We start from the raw sequence: 17,489 nt of genomic DNA on the forward strand, positions 1-17,489 counted from the left end.
GACTTAAGTGGTTGGTTAATTGAAACCGGGATTCTGCCAGAGAATCGACGGGTTGTTCACGATTTCGATCTGGTTTTGCGGGATCGGGAAGATCAGGTTGTGCGAATCGAGTGAGTAGCCCATTTCGCGGAAATAGTCGACGGCCAGCCCCAGCCGCACGAGGTCGAACCAGCGGTGGCCTTCGAGGGCGAACTCACGGCCCCGTTCAGCGGCCAGCTCGCGGCGGAACTCCGCTAGGCTTTTGACCTCGTCGGTCGTCAGTTCGTCGAGCCCGGCCCGCGTGCGGGTCTTATTGAGCCATTCCAGCGCGTCGCCCAGGCTGCCTCCCGATTCGGCCAGCGCCTCGGCGTACATCAGCACCACGTCGGCATAGCGCAGGTGCGGGAAATCGTTGCCCACCTGCGTTGTGTAGGTTGCGTCGTAGGTGTCGTACCATTTGGTCATGGCGAAGAGATTGTCTTTAATCTTGGTGTAGGAGCTGATCAGCGGTAGACGGTTGTCCTTCTCGCTGTCGTAGATCGCCTTGAAGGTTGGTGTGGGGTTGTTGATGTCTGCCAACACATCTGTGTTGGCGCTGTACCAGTAACCGTGGCCGTTGTCGTTGGTCTTGTTGTAGTAGAGCGCGAAGATGATCTCCCGGTTCATTTTGTTACCCACGTCGAAAACCTTTTTCGTCGTCGATTCCAGTCCGTAGGAGGTGTTCTTCATCGCCTCTTCGAGGGCCGTCTTGGCCTCGGCGGGCTTGCCGAACGTGAGGTAGACCTTCGCCAGCAGCGTGTAGGCCGCGATGTTCGCCACACGGGCCTTTTCCGGACCCGGTGTCGGCGGCAACAGCCGGGCCGCCTCGGCAAGGTCTTCGGTCAGCAGCGTGTACATCTCCTCCTCTGTGCAGCGGGGGATGAGTTTGGCAGCTGCTGGGGTTACCACGGTGCGGGTGATGGGCACCACGCCGAAGACGCGGTAGAGGTTGAAATACCACCACGACCGCAGGAACAGACATTCGCCGCGATATTTGTCGTAGTTGGCGATCTTGGCTCCGGTCATGTGGTCGAGTACGTCGTTGCAGCGATAGATGCCGTTGTACCAGGCATTCCAGATGTCGTTCAGGATGCCGTTGTTAGCTGTCTCAGCGAAATGGTCGATGTCGTAGCGGTTCTGCGTCGATACAGCCATCGATTCAAGGACGTTTTCGTCTCCGCGGTAGCCGATCTCCGTGAGGTGGAAGCTCATCTGGGTTTTGAGTTTGGCATAGCACGCCACGACTCCTTGGTTGAAGTCGTCGTCGGTCTTGTAGAAGTTGCCTTCGGTGATGTTGTTGCTCGGGTACTGTTCGAAGAAACTTTCGCCGCACGAGCCCAGACCCAGTACGAGGAGTCCCAGCGCAAGGAAATATTTCGGTTTCATAGTCATCGTCATTTTTGATTACAGGTTAAAGTTCACACCGACGCTGAACGTGCGCGACAGCGGATAGGAGCAGTAGTCCTCGCCCGGACGCAGGGCGTCCGTCGAGCGTTTGTTGACCTCGGGGTTGTAGCCCGAATAGTCGGTCCACGTGAAGAGGTTCGTGCCCTGCACGTAGATGCGCAGCTTCGAGATGCCGGCCTTGCGGGTCCAGCGGTCGGGGAAGGTGTATCCCAGCGAAAGGTTTTGCAGGCGCAGGTAGGAGCCGTCTTCGAGGTGGAACGTCGAGGTACAGGCGCCGTTGTTGCCGCTCGATTTGCGGGTCGCGCGGTTCAGTTCGCCGTAGGGATAGCGTTGCAGCGACTCCTTCATCATGTTCGACGAAGCCTCCATGTTGAGCAGGTAGCGGCGTTCGAGGTTCAGGATTTCGTTGCCGTAGACGCCCTGGAAGTTGGCCGCCAGGTCGAAGCCCTTGTACGAGAGGTTAACCGAGAAGCCGTAGTAGAAATCGGGCATGTAGTTGCCTACGATCACGCGGTCGGCGTCCTTTTCGAGAATGCCGTTGCCGTTGGCGTCGACGAAGCGGAAGTCGCCGATCGTCGTGGTGTCGAAATGGGGATAGGAGTCCAGCTCCTCCTGGTTGTGGAAGATGCCGTCCTGCACAAGCAGGTAGTAACAGCCGACGGGCTGGCCTACGCGCGTGAGGTAGTAACCGCCGGCGTAGGAGGATTCTTTGATGATGTCGGCGTTCTCATCGCCGAGGCTCAGCACCTTGTTGCGGTTGAGCGACCAGTTGGCGGCAAAGGCGTAGGAAAAGTCGCCGAAGCTGCGCCGCGAGGTGAGCGCCAGCTCGATACCTTTATTCTGCATTGAACCGATGTTGACGTTCGACGAGGTGAGGCCCGATACTGATGAGACGGGAACGTCGAACAGCATGTCGGTCGTCTTCGAATAGTAGTAGTCGGCGGTGAATCCGAGGGTGCCGCGCCACAGGCTGACATCCAGACCAACGTTGTACTGCGTGTTCTTCTCCCAGCCCAGGTCGTTGTTAGCGATCTGCGTGGGATAGACCTGCGAAGTGAGTCCGTTGCCGAGATCGATGTTCGTCGAGCCGTAGAGCGCCAGGTATTCAGAATTGCCGATTTGAGCGTTACCGGTCTGTCCCACGCTGGCGCGGATTTTCAGGTCGTCGACCCATTTCACATCGCGCAGGAAGCTCTCGTCGCTCATGCGCCATCCCACGGAGGCCGCCGGGAAATAACCCCACCGGGTGTTGGGGGCGAAGCGCGACGAACCGTCGCCGCGGATCGAGGCCGAAACCATGTAACGGCCCTTGTAGGAGTACTGCGCACGCACGAGCCACGAGGCGAAGGTGTAGGCGTACTTGTTGTTGTAGGTCTCCGTCAGGTCGATGGTCTTGCCCTTCGTGGTGCGGATCTTGTCGTCGCCGGCCGTGCCGGTGCCCACGATCTGCGAGGTCTGGATGCCCTGCTTCTCGGCTTCGTAGACCGCCACGGCGTTGACCGAATGATCGCCGAAGGTGCGGTTGAAGGAAAGTTGGTTGGAGATCGTCCAGTGGAAATAGGAGTTCATGTTGTTCTGCGCTTTGGGGGCTGACAGATCGTCGTAATATTTATGGCCGCGCAGGGGGATGTACGAGGGGCGGTAGTAGTTGCGGATGTAGGAGTAGTAGTCGCCGCCGGCCGTGAATTTGTATTCCAGCCCTTTGATGAACTCATAGGAGACGTAGGCGTTGCCCAGAATGTTGATCTTCTCGCGCACGTCGTCGATTTCGAGCGCCAGCGCCACGGGGTTGAGCACCTCGTTGGTCTGGGTGTCCCAGCTGTTGACGCGCAGGAATCCGTTCATGTCCCAGTTGTAGGAGCCATCGGTGTTGTAGACCGGGAAGACCGGAGGCGCCATCAGTGCCGAGGCGATTACACCATCGTCGCCGTACTGCGTGTCAGAGGAGATGTAGTTGGTCTTCGAGTAGGAGGGCGAGAAGCTGACGCCGTATTTCAGCCGGTTGCGCTTGCCGTCGATGTTGGCCCGCAGGCTGTAACGTTCGAAATCCGACCCGATGATCGTTCCCTCGCGGTAGAGGTAGTTGGCGCCGATGTAGTAACCCAGCGTCTTGGTGCGGCCCGAGACCGATACAGAGTGCTTGGTCGAATAGGCCGTGCGGAAGATGGCGTCCTGCCAGTCGGTGTCGGTCATCGTGCCGGTCTTGTCCTGCAGGTAGGCCGTGATGAGCGGGTCAACGCGGTGGTAGGTCTGGGGACGGTCCTCGTAGGGGTCGTCAATCGAACCCGTCGGAACGTTGAACAGGTAGGCGCCGTCGCGGGCCTCTTTGAAGATTTTGGCGAATTCATAGGCATTGAGCATGTCGATCGTCTTCGAGACGCTCGAGACGCTGAACTGGCCGTCATAGCTCACGACGGGGCGTTCGCCCTCGCCGCGTTTGGTCGTGATGAGGATGACGCCGCACGAGCCGCGCGAACCGTAGATCGCCGCCGCCGAGGCATCTTTGAGCACTTCGAGGCTCTCGATGTCGCTGCTTTCGAGGTTCGAGAAGGCCCGGGCGTCGCACGGAACGCCGTCGATGACGTAGAGCGGGTCGTTGCCCGACGTGGCCGACTGGATGCCGCGGATGCGGATCGAAACGTTGCCGTCGGGCTGGCCGCCCAGGGTGAGCACCTGCACGCCCGGCATCTTGGCGGCCATGGCGTCGCGGAAATCGGCCGTCGGCATGGCGGCGAAGTCTTCGGCCTTGATGGACGAGATGGCCGTCGTCACGTCGCGCTTGTTCTGCACGCCGTAGCCTACGACCACCACGTTGTCCATGGCGATCGCCTCGCTTTTCAGCGTAACGTCGGCCTGCGTCTGGCCCTCGGAGAGCGCCACCTCGACCTTGTTGTAGCCGATGAGCGAGTAGACCAGCACGGCGTCGGCCTGCCGGATGTCGATGGCGTATTCGCCCGTGGCGTTGGTCGCCGTGCCGACCGTGGTGCCTTTCAGGATGACGGTGGCGCCGATCACCGGCGCGCCGCTTTCGTCGGTCACGCGGCCCTTCACGGTGCGTCCGGCGTCAGCGGCCGGGCGGGTCTGCGATTCCCCCCCCCGTTTGGCTGTGAGGACGATTTTCAGCCCCTTAACTTCCATATTCACATTGGGAAGCACCTCGGCGATGATCGAGGCGATGCTGCGGTTGACGGCCTTCACCGACACCCGTTTGTCGGGGTTGATGTCGGCGTCGATGTAGGCGAACGTGTACTGGCTGTTGGCTTCGATGCGCTGCAACAGCTCTTTGATGGTAACGTTCTTCGCATCGACGGTGACGGTCGGGACCTGGGCCGAAGCCGTGGCGGCCGACACCGCGCAGAGGAGGACCGCCAGGAACAGATGCCGGCAGATCCTTTTCAAAACGTTGAGTTCATTCATGATAGTTTCGGTTTGTGTTTGATTCGATTTTTCAAATGAAAGGGTATGCCGGAGCCTCTTGTTGCGGGAGGTTTCGGGACAGACCGTCTATGTTACAGGGTTTATCTCTGGGTGATCAGGACGCGGTTGCCGTCTATGCGGTAGCGGATCGACATCAGCGAGGACATTACCTCCATGAGGTCTTCCAGCGGTTCGTGGCAAACGACCAGCGACAGTCGTTTTTCAGGCGAGATGTTCGAAGAGAGGGAGATTTCGATATTGTACCTCCGTTCGAGGTTGATGATAATGTCTTTCAGCGGCGTGTTGTCGAAGATCAGACGCGACGAGAACCACTGGCTGTAATTCCGCGCGTCGACCTTTTCGACGCAGGCGCGTTTCGAAAGCCGGTCGAGCGAGAACCGCTCGTCGGGACGCAGCGTCACGGGGCTTCGGAGATGCTCCCCGGAGATCTTCACCGAGCCGGTTTTGAGCACTATCTCCTCGCTCGATCCGAACGCGTAGTTCATGGCGTCGAACGAGGTGCCCAGCACCTCGACCTGCAAATCGTTCATGCTGACGCGGAACGGCCGCAGCGTGTCTTTCCGGACTTCGAAGAACGCTTCGCCCGTCAGGGCCACGTCGCGGGTCCTGCCCGAGAATTCCGCGTTGTACTTCAACCGGCTTTCGCCGTTGAGCCACACCTTCGTCCCGTCGGGCAGGGTGAACTCCCCGACATGTCCCTTGGCAGTCAGCAGCGTGACCTCCTTTTCGGGTGCGAGTGTCTGCGTGGCGGCGAAATAGCCTCCGAGGAATACCAGCACGACGGCGGCGGCCATGCCTGCATAGCGCAGGACGCGGCGTGGAAGCGTGCGGACCCGGCTTGCGCGGAGCGATGCCCGGAGCCGTTCGAGTCCCCTGCGGTCCTCCTCCTCCGAGGCGGGCGCCGCATGGTTTTCCCAGATGTCCCACAGGATTTCGTCGATCCCGGAGTCGTGCTCCCGGGCCAGCATCCAGCGCTCGAACTGCTGCCGTATCTCTTCCGGGGTTTCCGGATGACGGAATATGTGGTCGATGATTCGCTTGCGTTCCGTTTTGCTCATCGTGTGCCGGTTTTAGAGGGGCTGCGGTTTATTGCGCTTTCTGCGTCAGGGTGTAGGTTTCCGAATAGGTCCCGGCCTCGAAGACGACCCGGCCGGTGCGCAGTGCGCCCGTGTCGTTGGCCCCGAAGCTGAGGTGAACGGCGAAAATGCCCTTTTCGCCTCCCGAAAGGGGTTCGATCGTGATCCAGTCGTCGCCGGTGGCCTTCCAACCGCAGGTGGTGTAGATCGTCACGGACTGTGTGCCGGCAGCGGCCTCTACGGTTCCCGACGTGCTGTGCATGTAAAGGCTGTCGGGGGCCGCCGGATCGTCGTCCTTGCAACTGCCCGCCAGACATGCACACAGCAGGACCGCAATGAATAGTAGCTGTTTTTTCATGTTGAGTTTTTCAGGTTAAATAGTTGTTTTCGGAGCCGGTTCCATAAATAAGACAACTTGCCGGCGGCGATGGCCAGTCAGTTCGTACAATTTTTTTTATATTTCCGCCGTTCCGTTAAAAAATCGTGAAAAAAGGAGAAAAGATTTTTAATTTATTCGCTTAAAATCTATATTTGCACCGACCGACTATGGATTGCGACGAACATATTATCCTGAAAAAACTCCGTGACGGGGATTCCGAAGCATTGGATATCCTTTACCTGCGCTATGCCTCCAAGGTCCGTGATTTCGCCTTCCGGCTGCTCAAAGACCGGACCGACGCCGAAGATGTCACGCACGATATTTTCCTGAAAATCTGGGAACAGCGCCGGGGACTCGGGGCCGTCCTTTCGTTTCGGGGCTATCTGTTCCGCATGACGCGCAATGCCATCTTCAATGCCTACAAGCACCGGCAGGTAGAGTCCAAATATCAGGCGGAAACCGGAGCTGCGGAGAGTCCCGCCGCGCCCCAGGCCGACGAAAGCGTGTCGACGGACGACCTGTTGGAGATGATCGACCTGGCGGTCCGCAACATGCCCGAGCAGCGTCGGCGGGTTTTCTGCATGAGCCGTTACGAGAACATGTCCTACAACGATATCGCCGAGGCGCTCAACATCAGCCCCAAGACCGTGCAGTACCACATCTCGGGAGCGCTGGCCGAATTGCGCAAACTGCTCTCGGCGATGGCGTTTTTCATATAGCCTGCAAAAACGAAAAGGGCGGACCACAAGAGGCGGGATTATAATGATGTAACTACTTGATTTATCGGGTAGTTACATTTTTGTATAGGAGAGTAGGTAACGAGAAAGCAACGGTTTGTTTTCAGCGTCTTGCGCTCAAATACCGCATTTCAAATAACCTATTGCAAGGTATGAAAAAATTTCGGGATAGGCAAATTACAAATTTGCTATTATGTCTCATGATTTCTGAAATGCATTGCCTTGAATTGAAAAATAGTCCTTATAGTGATTGAGGTTGTTAATCATAACGTTGAATATCCAGGCGAATTTCTGCAAACATTGCCAGAATAGGTTGTTAACTGTCGAGACATCATCCAACCTCGAGTCCCTACATCGAAGCAGTTATTTTCATGAGGTATGTGGAAGTAAATTGCTCTGCTAAATAAACCTGAGATTTCGGTGATTTGATATTTTTACTGCATCTATGTCCTGATGGCTGGTTCTCAACCAAACCCTTTTTATTTCCAATTCTGGAAATGTGACGGCGGTTCGAAGCAACAATCCCATTTTCGAAGGCTTTTTACAGATCTCGCACGGATACTTATCAGACGAATTCTCTTTTTGTCAGCCTATGAAGTGTACGCGCCGGCTTAAATTTTCTGGGCGCAGCAAAACTGAATATAGTTGACATGGTATTTGTATGTCGTATAAGCTTGTTTGTGTTCTGAGGGGACAAGGGACACGGCCGCGAAAAACGCGGAAAAAGGATAAAAACTATTTTTTCAAAAGGATCGGATATTCTGTAACATCTCTATTCATTTTTTGAGTTTTCAATATTGAGTATTGATTTATTTCATATAATCGTATTTTGAAAATTCGCAGGAAGTTCCTGGATCTTCTGAAACTTGGATACAACGAGCCCCGGAGATATTTGCTCCGGGGCTCGTTGGCAGTCTTGTATGTCATTCCCAATACTGCATCATACGAGTCTGACATATACATACAGTTGAAAGATCATGTGTGCTGTTCAAACTCTTATATCGGTTCAAAGAGAATGGTTAAAATGAAACAATGTCGTAGAATGGCAAGTCATTTCATGCGCAACACGGTAGCGGACACCGGTTCCGCCTTGACGGATGCCAGATCTTTGCGAACCGTATAGCGTGCCGGCACTCCGCTGCCATAGACGATGTCTGCGACGGCGCCTTCTTCGGGGAATTGTGCCGTAGCACGTTGTGCCGAAGGATTGAGCACTACGATATATTTCTCCCCTGCATATTCGCGGGCATAAACCATCGGATAGGGATGATTAGGGTCACTGACATAGCGCCAGTCGCCCGAAGTCCCCAAAGCCGGGGTCGCAGCGCGCAGGGCCAGCAGGCCGCGCGCGTAGGAGAGCAGCGAGTGCGGATCGTCGGTCTGTGCCGCTACGGTCGGCCGCGCCGGATCGGGATCGACCGGCAGGAAGATATTCGTGGCGTCGGCCGTTGAAAATCCGGCATTGGGGGTCGTATCCCACTGCATCGGCGTGCGACAACTGCTGCGATTGCGTCTCGCGAAACTTCCCTCCTTGATGGGAGCGTCCTCTATGTTGCGCATGCCGATCTCCTCGCCGTAATAGACGGTCGGTATCCACGGCATGAGCAGGAAGAAGGTCATCGTGACTTTCAGTTCTTCAGGCGTATTGCGCTGATTGCGGTTCAGACGCCAGATATCGTGGCTGCATGTGGGCATCGAGAGATAACCTTGTTCGCGTGTGGCATGCCGCTCTTTCGTATAACGATCGACGAAACTGCGGATTTGCCCTTCGCCTGCGCGGTCGAAATAACAAACGGTCGGTCGATTTTTGTCGTCGGTATTGCAGACCAGCGGGCTGTACATGTCGTAACCTGCGCCGTTGTGGATAATCAGGTCGACATGGAAACCCGCGGGGATGGCTTCGCCGGGCTGGCTCCATTCCGATATGAGGATGCACTCGGGATAGCGGGCGTCGATCCATTCGCGCATTTCGTGCCACAGGCGGACGGTGGCCGTGTGGTTCCGGTCGTCATTTTTCACCAGGCTCATCGCCATGTCGCAGCGGAATCCATCCACGCCCTTGTCCATCCAGAAAGCCATGATGTTCCTGATCTCCTGCCGTACGGCCCTCGGTCCGGGATCGTCATATCCCTGCTGCCAGGGTTCGTCGGGATCGGGATGGGCGTAACCGTAGTTGAGAGCGGGTTGGACTTCAAAATAGTTCTTCAGGAAATTGCCGTTGCGGGGTGCATCGCTCTTCACGAACTTCTTGGTCGGGAGGCTCGATTTCGAATCGCTCCAGATGTAGTAATCGCTGTATTGCAGATTCGTGTCGGCGCTGCGTGACTGGCGGAACCACGGGTGTTTATCCGACGTATGTCCGGCCACGAGGTCGAGGCAGATGCGGATTCCCTTTGCATGTGCATCGCGAATCAGCTCGACCAATTGCGTGTTGGTTCCGAAACGCGGGTCCACTTTGTAGTAGTCGGTGATGTCGTAACCGCCGTCTTCAAACGGACTTTCGAAAACAGGACTCAGCCAGATGGTGTTGAATCCGCAGGCTTTCACGTAATCGAGCCGGCTGCGGATGCCTTCGAGGTCGCCGATGCCGTCGCCGTCGCTATCTTGAAAACTCGAGGGGTAGATGTGGTAGATCACGGCGTTTTTGAGCCATTCGGGCCCGCGCTGGGCGTATGCCGCCGTAGCACAGAGCAAGGTGATGACGAAAAATGGGAATAGTGATTTTTTCATGTCGGAGGAAATAGTTTGGTTTACGATTTATGTGACGTATGCCGTGCCGTTTTCATTCAGTTTGGCTGCCGGTTGTTTTTCGCCGCCTTGCGCCAGACGACCCCTACCAGCAGGAATGACAGAACCGATGCGGCGATCCAGAATACCGATGCGACGCTGTAATCGTGTGTCGTGATGCCATCGACGACGGTTTTGTGCTTGTCGAGCAGGGCGCCGCTGATGATGTCCTGAATCCCCGCACCCACATAGCTGGCGATCCCGATGATCCCGAGCGCTGCGCCGCTGGCCCGGCGCGGGACCAGATCGACGGCCATCAAACCGCCCACGAAACAGATCAGGACCCCGATGGCGATGCCGAACAGGACCATGGCGAGGATGTTTACGAACATCCCGGAGCCAGAGTACAGGAACAGGCCGAGCGACACGGAACAAAGCACGCCGAACGTCACGGCGATACTGTAACGGCTCCCGTTGAACCATTTGTCGGACATCCATCCCGAAAAGACCGTCCCTGCGATGCCGAGAAAGGCGTTGACGGAGATGACCTGGGTCGCCGTCGCCAGCGGGAAGCCTTTGACCTCCTGAAGGAAGATGACGCCCCAGCCGTTTATGGCGTAGCGGCTGACGTACATGCAGGCGCTGGCCAGGGCGAGTATCCAGATGTAGGGATTTCTGAACGCGGCTTTCTGGGCCGTGCCGACCGATTCCCGTTCCACCTCCGTTTCGTCCCCGGCCTCGCCCGAGAGCACCTCCACCGGCGGCAGTCCCTTGCTTTCGGGCGTGTCGTGCAGGAAGAGCAGGATCACCGCCACGCCCATCGCTCCGGCAATGGCCGACCCGACGAATCCCCATTTCCATCCGGCGAGCCCCACGACGAGTCCCACGAAGACGAACGATATGGCTTCTCCTAAGTTGTGGCTGGCGCTGAAAAATCCGTAATAGGTGCCGCGCTTTTTGAGCGGATACCACCTCGACAGCGCGATGATCGCCGGGGCGGCGCCCATCGACTGGCTCCAGCCGTTGATACCCCACAGGACGGCGAAGACGACGAACAGGGTCGTCGTGGCGAGGGTCCCTCCGCCGGAGAACAGCCCCAGCAGTCCCACGCAGAGGTTGGCGATGAATGAAACCGTCAGTCCGGTCGCCATGAAGCGTTTGATGTTGCTGTGGTCGGCCAGCACGAAGGGGCATTCTTCCTCGATCCTGCCACGGGAAAGGCCGACATAGACTATGGCGACAACGCCTCCTACCTCGCCAGCACTTATTCCACCGTACTCTCGGGCGCCCCGATGCTGATAGCCGATTACGAACCTGTAGGCGAAACGTTTGCGGCAAATCCGGACAGCCTCGACCTGCGCACGCTCGACTACGAAGATTACCGCCGCCATCAGGGTGTGCGCCATCCGCGGGTGGCGATCGCACTGACCGAAGACGGCCGGGCGCTACTCATCACCGTCGACGGACGCTGGTGGACGTCATCGGGAATGACCGCGCAGGAACTGACCCGGATGCTTGTCCGGCATTTCAATCCCCGCTGTGCATTGAACCTCGACGGAGGCGGCTCGACCACAATGCTGATCGGAAACCGGGGCGTACACGACACCCATGTCGTGAACTTCCCCGTGGACAACAAACGCTACGACCACTACGGCCAGCGCGCCGTCAACAACGTGGTATTGGTGAAACGGAACGATTAACGCACGACATCCCATGTTCGACAAAATAAAAACCTTTTACGGAACCAGCAAACCGGTTCCGCCGTTGCAGTGCGGCCCGAAGGAACGGGACAGGCTCTACCGCAGGCTCCGCTTCCAGAGTTTTCTGGCCGGGACGGTCAGTTACAGCCTTTACTACGTCTGCCGCACCACGCTCAACGTGGTGAAGAAACCGATCATCGACAGCCATGCGCTGGATGCGCAGCAGTTGGGCATCATCAGCTCCGCGCTGCTCTTCGCCTATGCCGCCGGAAAGTTCGTAAACGGACTGCTTCCAGTAACGGGTGTGGGTTTTGTCCACGGTCTCTTCGCGCCGGACCTTCCCGTCCGTCTTCACGAACGATACGTCGGGTTCGAAATAGGAGCCGTTGATCCCGGCGAAGGCGTCCGCGCGGAGGGCGAATGCCGAAAGCGAATCGGCCTCTTCGCTGTGTACGACCGAGAGCGAATATCCGCCGTGCGAGAGGTCTATTTCGAGGACGTTGATAGTCTGGTTGGCTCCCGTCGGGAGGTAGAATCCCGTATAGTTGTACCACACGCAGCCGGGGGCTACGACGTCTATCGACCATCCAGCCATGTCGGACGTGCGTGACAACGGATCGTCCGCCGGCGTATTGCAGCATCCTGTGGTGAGCAGGGCGGCCTGTATGAGGATGTAAAATGTCTTTTTCATGGCTGCAATCCCAAGACCTCTTGCATCCTTCGACCTATTTCGTCATTCTCCAATACCCCTCCGAAACGGGTCGCGCAGGGCCCGTAGGCGAACAGCGGCACCATCGACGCGGTGTGGCTCACGCTGCCCCAGACATATCCGATGCCGCTTTCGGACAGATGGAAATCAGCATTTCCCGAGGGTATGGCGAGCCCGCCGGTTTCATGGTCGGCGAGGATGATTACCAGTGTCCCGGGATGTGCCTGGGCGTAATCCAGGGCCACACCCACGGCGTTGTCGAAATCCCGTATTTCGGCGAGCATACCCGCTGCGTCGTTGGCGTGGCACATCTTGTCGATGAGCGAACCCTCCACCATCAGGAAAAAGCCTTTTCCGCGGCTGTTGTTCGTCACTATTTCGAGGGCCTTGGCCGTGGCCTGCGGGAGGTATTCCGGCGAACGGCCTTCGGCGATGGTGGGGATGCCGTAGTTGTCGCCCGGATAGAGTGCCATGGCCCGGCCTTCGGAAACGTCGTCGAGTTCTTCGAGGCTTCGGACCACGAGGCAGCCCCTCTTTTCGAGCTTCCCGATGATGCTCGGATCACCCTCCTCCAAATACTGACGGCCGCTGCCGATCAGCACGTCGATGTCGGTGTCGAGCAGGCCGAGGGCCACCTGCTTGTATTTGCGGCGGTCCATCGAATGGCCGAAGAATGCCCCGGGGGTGGCGTGGACGACTCCGGAGGTAACCACTACACCCGTCGCCATACCGCGGGCATCGGCTTTTTCGAGGATGGTGTGCAGGCGGTTTCCCGCGCTGTCGAGCCCGAGCCGGGAGTTGTTGGTTTTCCGGCCTGTGGAGAACGCCGTTCCCGCGGCGGCCGAGTCGGTTACACGATTGTTGGCCGAATGGGTCTTCACGAATCCGGTCACCGGAGCCCGCTCCATTTGGATAGGGCGGTATTCGTTCTCGATCATCAGGGCCGTGACGTGGGCCAGCCCCATTCCGTCACCGATCATCAGGATTATGTTTTCGACCTTTTCGGCCTCCTGCTGTTTTTTCGCGGGTTTCGCAGCGAACGCCGTTGCGGACAGCAGGACCGGGACAACAGCGCATAACAAAAATAAGGATCGTTTCATTTTCATTTGAATTACTGATAATAAAGGCAATCTGTCGAAACGAGGCGGAATATCCCAGCTTCCTCTTGCTCCGGCAGATTGCCTGTTTCCAAATTCTGGGTATGTCCTATTCGTTGACCCAGGCACCAATCACGGCCTTTCCGTCACGACTTACTCCGCGTTGATCGAGAATGATTACATCTTTCGATATCCACTGTGAATATTCAATCTGCAATGCTCTCAACATTGGCACTCCCATGCCGTTAGTAAGAGCCGGATTATCCGGTCCCTTCAGTGCAACGGTTTGTGTCTTGCCTCCGTTATCGGAAAGCGGACCAAGCATCGTTTCCGCATCGAATGATATATCCTGCAAAAGAATGCTATTGACGTCATATATCTGACTTCCGTTGACATAAGACTGTCCTGCGGAAAGCACGGCTTGGCCGCCGTCATCGTCAAGTTGAAGATCCGAGTTTTTAGGATCGCTGTTGCCTGAGACGATCGTATTGTATATTCTCGTGATGCAATAGCTGTTGGAAATATTGATTCCCCCGCCGTATGACTTTGCCGTATTACCTGTAATCGTACAGTTAACAATGTCTAACTTCGTCGTCTTGCCATTTGCACCGTATACAGCGATGGCACCGCCTTTGCCGCCCGTATTACCCATAAACGTGGAGTTAACGATCACGGTTTCGGAGTTTTCGCGACCATAGATTGCACCTCCTTGACGAGTGTTGTGATCGGCCACATTCTTCGTAAAGGTCGAATTGTAGATATAATTGTACGACTTTGCATTGGTATTGACAGCATAGATTGCTGTGCCGAAATGGGAGGTACGGTTATTTTCAAACGTACAGTTATCGACAGTCAGCGTGGAAGTGTCGTTGTAAATACCGGCGCCGCCGTTATTGCCGGAGTGGATATTGTCCGAAATTACACAATTTTCGAATTTGACATCCGATCCATTGTGGAGTACGATATTGCCATTGTTCTGTGCTGTATTGTCTTTGATTTTACAATTTACGAAGTCGACGGCCGAAGCGACGATTACAATACCGCCTCCAGATCGGGCATCTACCGAAGTTCCGTTGATCGTAACTTTCCGGTTGGTCTGTGCCTTTCCGCCAGTGATCGTAATCCCCTGTATTTTCAATCGGAAATCGGGATCGGGAACTGCAGTTACGACGACCACATGAGATACTGTTCCGTTTTCCGTTTCACCGCTGAAAATCGTCTCATTGACTGCGGGGGCGGATATGGCTCCTTCCGTTGCATCGGAGGGATAGCCTCCGATGAGGGTAATGTTAGAGTTCAGTTCAAACGTTTTGTCGCTCGCATTGTCGAGGCTTCCGCCCGCTACAGGTGCGTAGGGAGTATATGTCCCGGCAGCCAAGTGCACCTTATCACCAAACGCCGCCATATTCAAGGCATTTTCGAGTGTGGTAGCATTTGCCCACGACAGTCCGTCGGCCGTACCGTCGCCGTCCGTCTTGACGTAATAGTCCATGGGATTTTCTCCGGCGACGGTCGGCGCCTGGGTGATGCGGAAGGTTTTGACCGCATCGTCCGTGATCCAGATCCGGACGGTCCCCGTCCGTTCGTCGCGCGAGGTGTTGAGTGCAACGGAGATGATGCAGTCTCCGTCACCTGTTCCGCGGGCCTTTTCGAACGAGATCCAACTGGCATCCGTGCCTGCACGCCACGGCAGGTTCGATTCAACGGGGATGGTGAGGGTCGTTTTTTCGCGCGGCACGTTCTCCACCTCGTTCGCCCGGATGGAGAGTTCGGGCGTTTCGGGGGTGAATCCGCTGTCGTCGGTCGGAAAGGCTTCGCATCCCGCTGACACGGCAAGGAGCAGAAGTGCACATGCCGTCCGGGTGAAATAGGTGCTTATGTTTTTCATCTTCATCGGATTTATTGGTTGGAAATAATCAGGAGCCCGTCGCCTACGGCCCGCTCCTGGCCGCCGTTGTCACAGGGCCAGTTGCAGACCTTGAAACGGTCGTCGGTGAATTCCGGCGTAGTGCGGACGAGGAATGTCGTGGAGCCTCCTCCATCGAGGTTGATTGCATCGTGCGCTCCGATGCTTTGGAAACAGAGCCCCAGTTCCTGATAGCGCATACCGTTGGAATAACTCCAATTCCGGCCGTCGACGACGAGGAACCAAACCGTTTTTCCGTCTTCCGACACGCCTACCGCCGTGCGCGGTTCGAGACCTTCCTCCTCTTGCGTCACGAGTTCACCCTCCGTCATGAGCATCACGCCGCCGCCCACGGCCTCCTGGATCACGCCGCTGGCATTGACCGCAGGATAGTCGTCGCGGTGCGCCACGGCGGCTTTTTTGTCCCGGGTGATGTAGAACACGCTGCGTTCGCCGCTGTCGAAGGTGTTTTTCAGCATGACGCCGTTCCGGTGTACGGGACCGCGGGGTACGCCAGTCGTCATATTGAAGAAGTCAGCGTTGAAACCTGCCCAGACCTTGTTGCCGGCGGCATCGGCTGCAAGGGCCTGCCGTGTCATGGACTGCATCTTGAACGTCGTGCCGTTGTCGGGCAGCGACGCCGCGATGGAAATGGCGGGATTAGAGAGGTCCACCTCGACGACGAACATCTTCGTCGTGTAACCTTCGTACGAGACGTATGCAATTTCGGTGGCTTCCACACCGTCGGTAACGGTCCAGGTGCGGTCATCGATCATATGGCCGATCAGCCCCGTGCCCGCGACGAGTTTTTGGGCAACAGCCGTTGTGGCGGTTGTATTGTCGTACGCATCATTGTAATCAGGAGTATCGTTGCACGACCAAAGAGTTGTGGACAATGCAAAAAGGCAAAACAACAGTCGGATTTTCAAGAATATTTTATTGTTGGTTTTCATAACGGTCTTTTTTACAATAAGACTTGGTTTTCGGCTGCATAATCAGTCCCCGTATCCGGGATTTTGTCCCAGCAGCGGGTTGAGCAGGCGTTGCTGGCCAGGTATCGGGAATAGTACCTGATGAGACTGGATGCCCAGCTCCTCCACGGCGCGGCCGGTACGAACCAAATCGTAATAGCGGAAATTCTCGGTCACCAGTTCCCTGCGGCGCTCGTCCATCACGGCGTCCATGAACGCCTTGTCCGTGGTCGGGGCGGGGTTGATCGCCGTCAGTCCACGGACTTCGCGCAGGTCGTTGAGTCGCGCCAGTCCGTTGGGGCGTCCCTGAGCTTCGGCGCTGATGAGGTACATCTCGGCGACACGCGAGACGATTACCGGGTCCTTGCCCGTCTGTCCGCTGGGATACTTGTTGAAGAGGGTCTGTCCGGCTACGCTGGTGAAGGTGATCTCCTTGCGCTTGTCCTCGTCCGAGAAGACCGCCAGCAGGTCTTTGGTGGGATAGTAGACCCCCTGGCCTTTGTTCTCATGAGCATAGGTGTAGAACAGGTCGCTGATGTTGAGCCCCGACTCCTCCGAGAGATTCTCGAAGGCGAAGATGATCTCCGTGTTGGCCGCCTTGCGGAAGATCTTTTCGAAATCGTCGAGTTTATACTTGCCGATCAGGCTTTCGGCCAGTTCGGCGGCCTCTGTTTTCTTGCCTCGGCTCAGCTTCACGCGTGCCATGAGCGCGACGGCTGCGTCGTGTGACACGTAATAATAGCTTTTACTCGATCCGAGCAGGTCCAGTGCCAGCTCCAACTCTTCCTCGATGAAATTCCATACCTGCTCGGCAGGGTCGCGCGGCACGTTCTCCTGCGTATTCTCCCGGAGGATGGGCATGTCGCCCCAGCGGGTTACCATGCAGTAGTAGAGGTATGCCCTGAAATAGTGGGATTCGCCGAGTGCCAGCGTGGCTTCCGACGACCCAGGGTATTTTTCCGCGGCTTTGATGAGGTTGTTGACCTGGTACAGGATGTAGAAATAGCCTGCCCACGAAGTGTTCTGGTAGCTGTTGAGCGACGAGAGCATCGAATTTATCTGGTCTTTCGAAGTTCCCGAATTCCCACGGATGTTACCGCCGAGGATGTCGAACATGATATAGGAACGCACCCCGGGTCCGCCGCTCTGGAAACTGCTGTAAACGCCCATGCGCATGGCCGGGAGGTCGGCCTCGGTGACGGCTTCCGGCGGGATCGAATAGCGGGAAAATCTGTCGAGGTCGCCTGCGCAGGAGAAGCCTGCGGCTGCAAGGAAGACGAGTGTGAAGTGAAATAGTATCTTTTTCATAGGTTTCGCTCTCCGT

General features: G+C 56.7%; 12 protein-coding genes and 1 pseudogene. 3 read left to right on the top strand and 10 right to left on the bottom strand.

Annotated elements, in window-relative coordinates:
* Window positions 1–15: 15 nt before the first annotated feature.
* From NQ492_RS02060 to NQ492_RS02075, 4 genes are all read right to left on the bottom strand, one after another.
* Window positions 16–1,404, bottom strand: coding sequence for a RagB/SusD family nutrient uptake outer membrane protein (locus tag NQ492_RS02060; RefSeq protein WP_015546291.1), 1,389 nt, complete (start codon window positions 1,402–1,404; stop codon window positions 16–18).
* Window positions 1,405–1,422: 18 nt separating this feature from the next.
* A complete protein-coding gene (locus NQ492_RS02065) occupies window positions 1,423–4,842 on the bottom strand; it encodes a SusC/RagA family TonB-linked outer membrane protein (protein WP_259873627.1) in 3,420 nt (1,139 codons plus the stop codon).
* A gap of 101 nt (window positions 4,843–4,943) precedes the next feature.
* Window positions 4,944–5,921: a FecR family protein gene (locus NQ492_RS02070; protein WP_015546290.1), complete on the bottom strand. Its 978-nt coding sequence runs from the start codon at window positions 5,919–5,921 to the stop codon at window positions 4,944–4,946.
* 28 nt (window positions 5,922–5,949) lie between these two features.
* A complete protein-coding gene (locus NQ492_RS02075; RefSeq protein ID WP_015546289.1) occupies window positions 5,950–6,297 on the bottom strand; it encodes a BACON domain-containing protein in 348 nt (115 codons plus the stop codon).
* A 188-nt stretch (window positions 6,298–6,485) separates the two neighbouring features.
* On the opposite strand from NQ492_RS02075, the gene NQ492_RS02080 reads away from it, so the two are divergent.
* Window positions 6,486–7,037 (top strand): RNA polymerase sigma-70 factor, encoded by a 552-nt coding sequence (locus NQ492_RS02080; RefSeq protein ID WP_015546288.1) that lies wholly within the window; start codon window positions 6,486–6,488, stop codon window positions 7,035–7,037.
* A 1,068-nt stretch (window positions 7,038–8,105) separates the two neighbouring features.
* On the opposite strand, the gene NQ492_RS02085 is transcribed toward NQ492_RS02080, so the two are convergent.
* A complete protein-coding gene (locus NQ492_RS02085) occupies window positions 8,106–9,785 on the bottom strand; it encodes an alpha-amylase family glycosyl hydrolase (RefSeq protein ID WP_015546287.1) in 1,680 nt (559 codons plus the stop codon).
* A gap of 56 nt (window positions 9,786–9,841) precedes the next feature.
* Window positions 9,842–10,966 carry an MFS transporter gene (locus tag NQ492_RS02090; protein ID WP_394798010.1) on the bottom strand — a complete coding sequence of 375 codons (1,125 nt, stop codon included), beginning with the start codon at window positions 10,964–10,966 and terminating at the stop codon, window positions 9,842–9,844.
* Between NQ492_RS02090 and NQ492_RS02095 the strand changes: the two genes are divergently transcribed.
* Window positions 10,952–11,482 carry a phosphodiester glycosidase family protein gene (locus tag NQ492_RS02095; RefSeq protein WP_050794755.1) on the top strand — a complete coding sequence of 177 codons (531 nt, stop codon included), beginning with the start codon at window positions 10,952–10,954 and terminating at the stop codon, window positions 11,480–11,482. The genes NQ492_RS02090 and NQ492_RS02095 overlap by 15 nt on opposite strands.
* Before the next feature lie 13 nt (window positions 11,483–11,495).
* Window positions 11,496–11,774 (top strand): annotated as a pseudogene (locus NQ492_RS02100) (MFS transporter); the annotation flags it as partial.
* A gap of 395 nt (window positions 11,775–12,169) precedes the next feature.
* Here NQ492_RS02100 and NQ492_RS02105 read toward each other — a convergent pair.
* From NQ492_RS02105 to NQ492_RS02120, 4 genes are all read right to left on the bottom strand, one after another.
* Complete coding sequence (locus tag NQ492_RS02105; RefSeq protein ID WP_259873633.1) at window positions 12,170–13,273, bottom strand: alkaline phosphatase; 1,104 nt, start codon at window positions 13,271–13,273, stop codon at window positions 12,170–12,172.
* A gap of 124 nt (window positions 13,274–13,397) precedes the next feature.
* A complete protein-coding gene (locus NQ492_RS02110) occupies window positions 13,398–15,176 on the bottom strand; it encodes a right-handed parallel beta-helix repeat-containing protein (protein WP_172633803.1) in 1,779 nt (592 codons plus the stop codon).
* An 11-nt stretch (window positions 15,177–15,187) separates the two neighbouring features.
* Complete coding sequence (locus NQ492_RS02115) at window positions 15,188–16,147, bottom strand: phosphodiester glycosidase family protein (RefSeq protein WP_015546283.1); 960 nt, start codon at window positions 16,145–16,147, stop codon at window positions 15,188–15,190.
* Between the two features lie 42 nt (window positions 16,148–16,189).
* Entirely contained in the window at window positions 16,190–17,473 is a 1,284-nt protein-coding gene (locus NQ492_RS02120) for a RagB/SusD family nutrient uptake outer membrane protein (protein ID WP_015546282.1), read from the bottom strand.
* Window positions 17,474–17,489 lie beyond the last annotated feature (16 nt).

This window comes from Alistipes shahii WAL 8301, assembly GCF_025145845.1.
Taxonomy (GTDB): Bacteria; Bacteroidota; Bacteroidia; order Bacteroidales; family Rikenellaceae; genus Alistipes; species Alistipes shahii.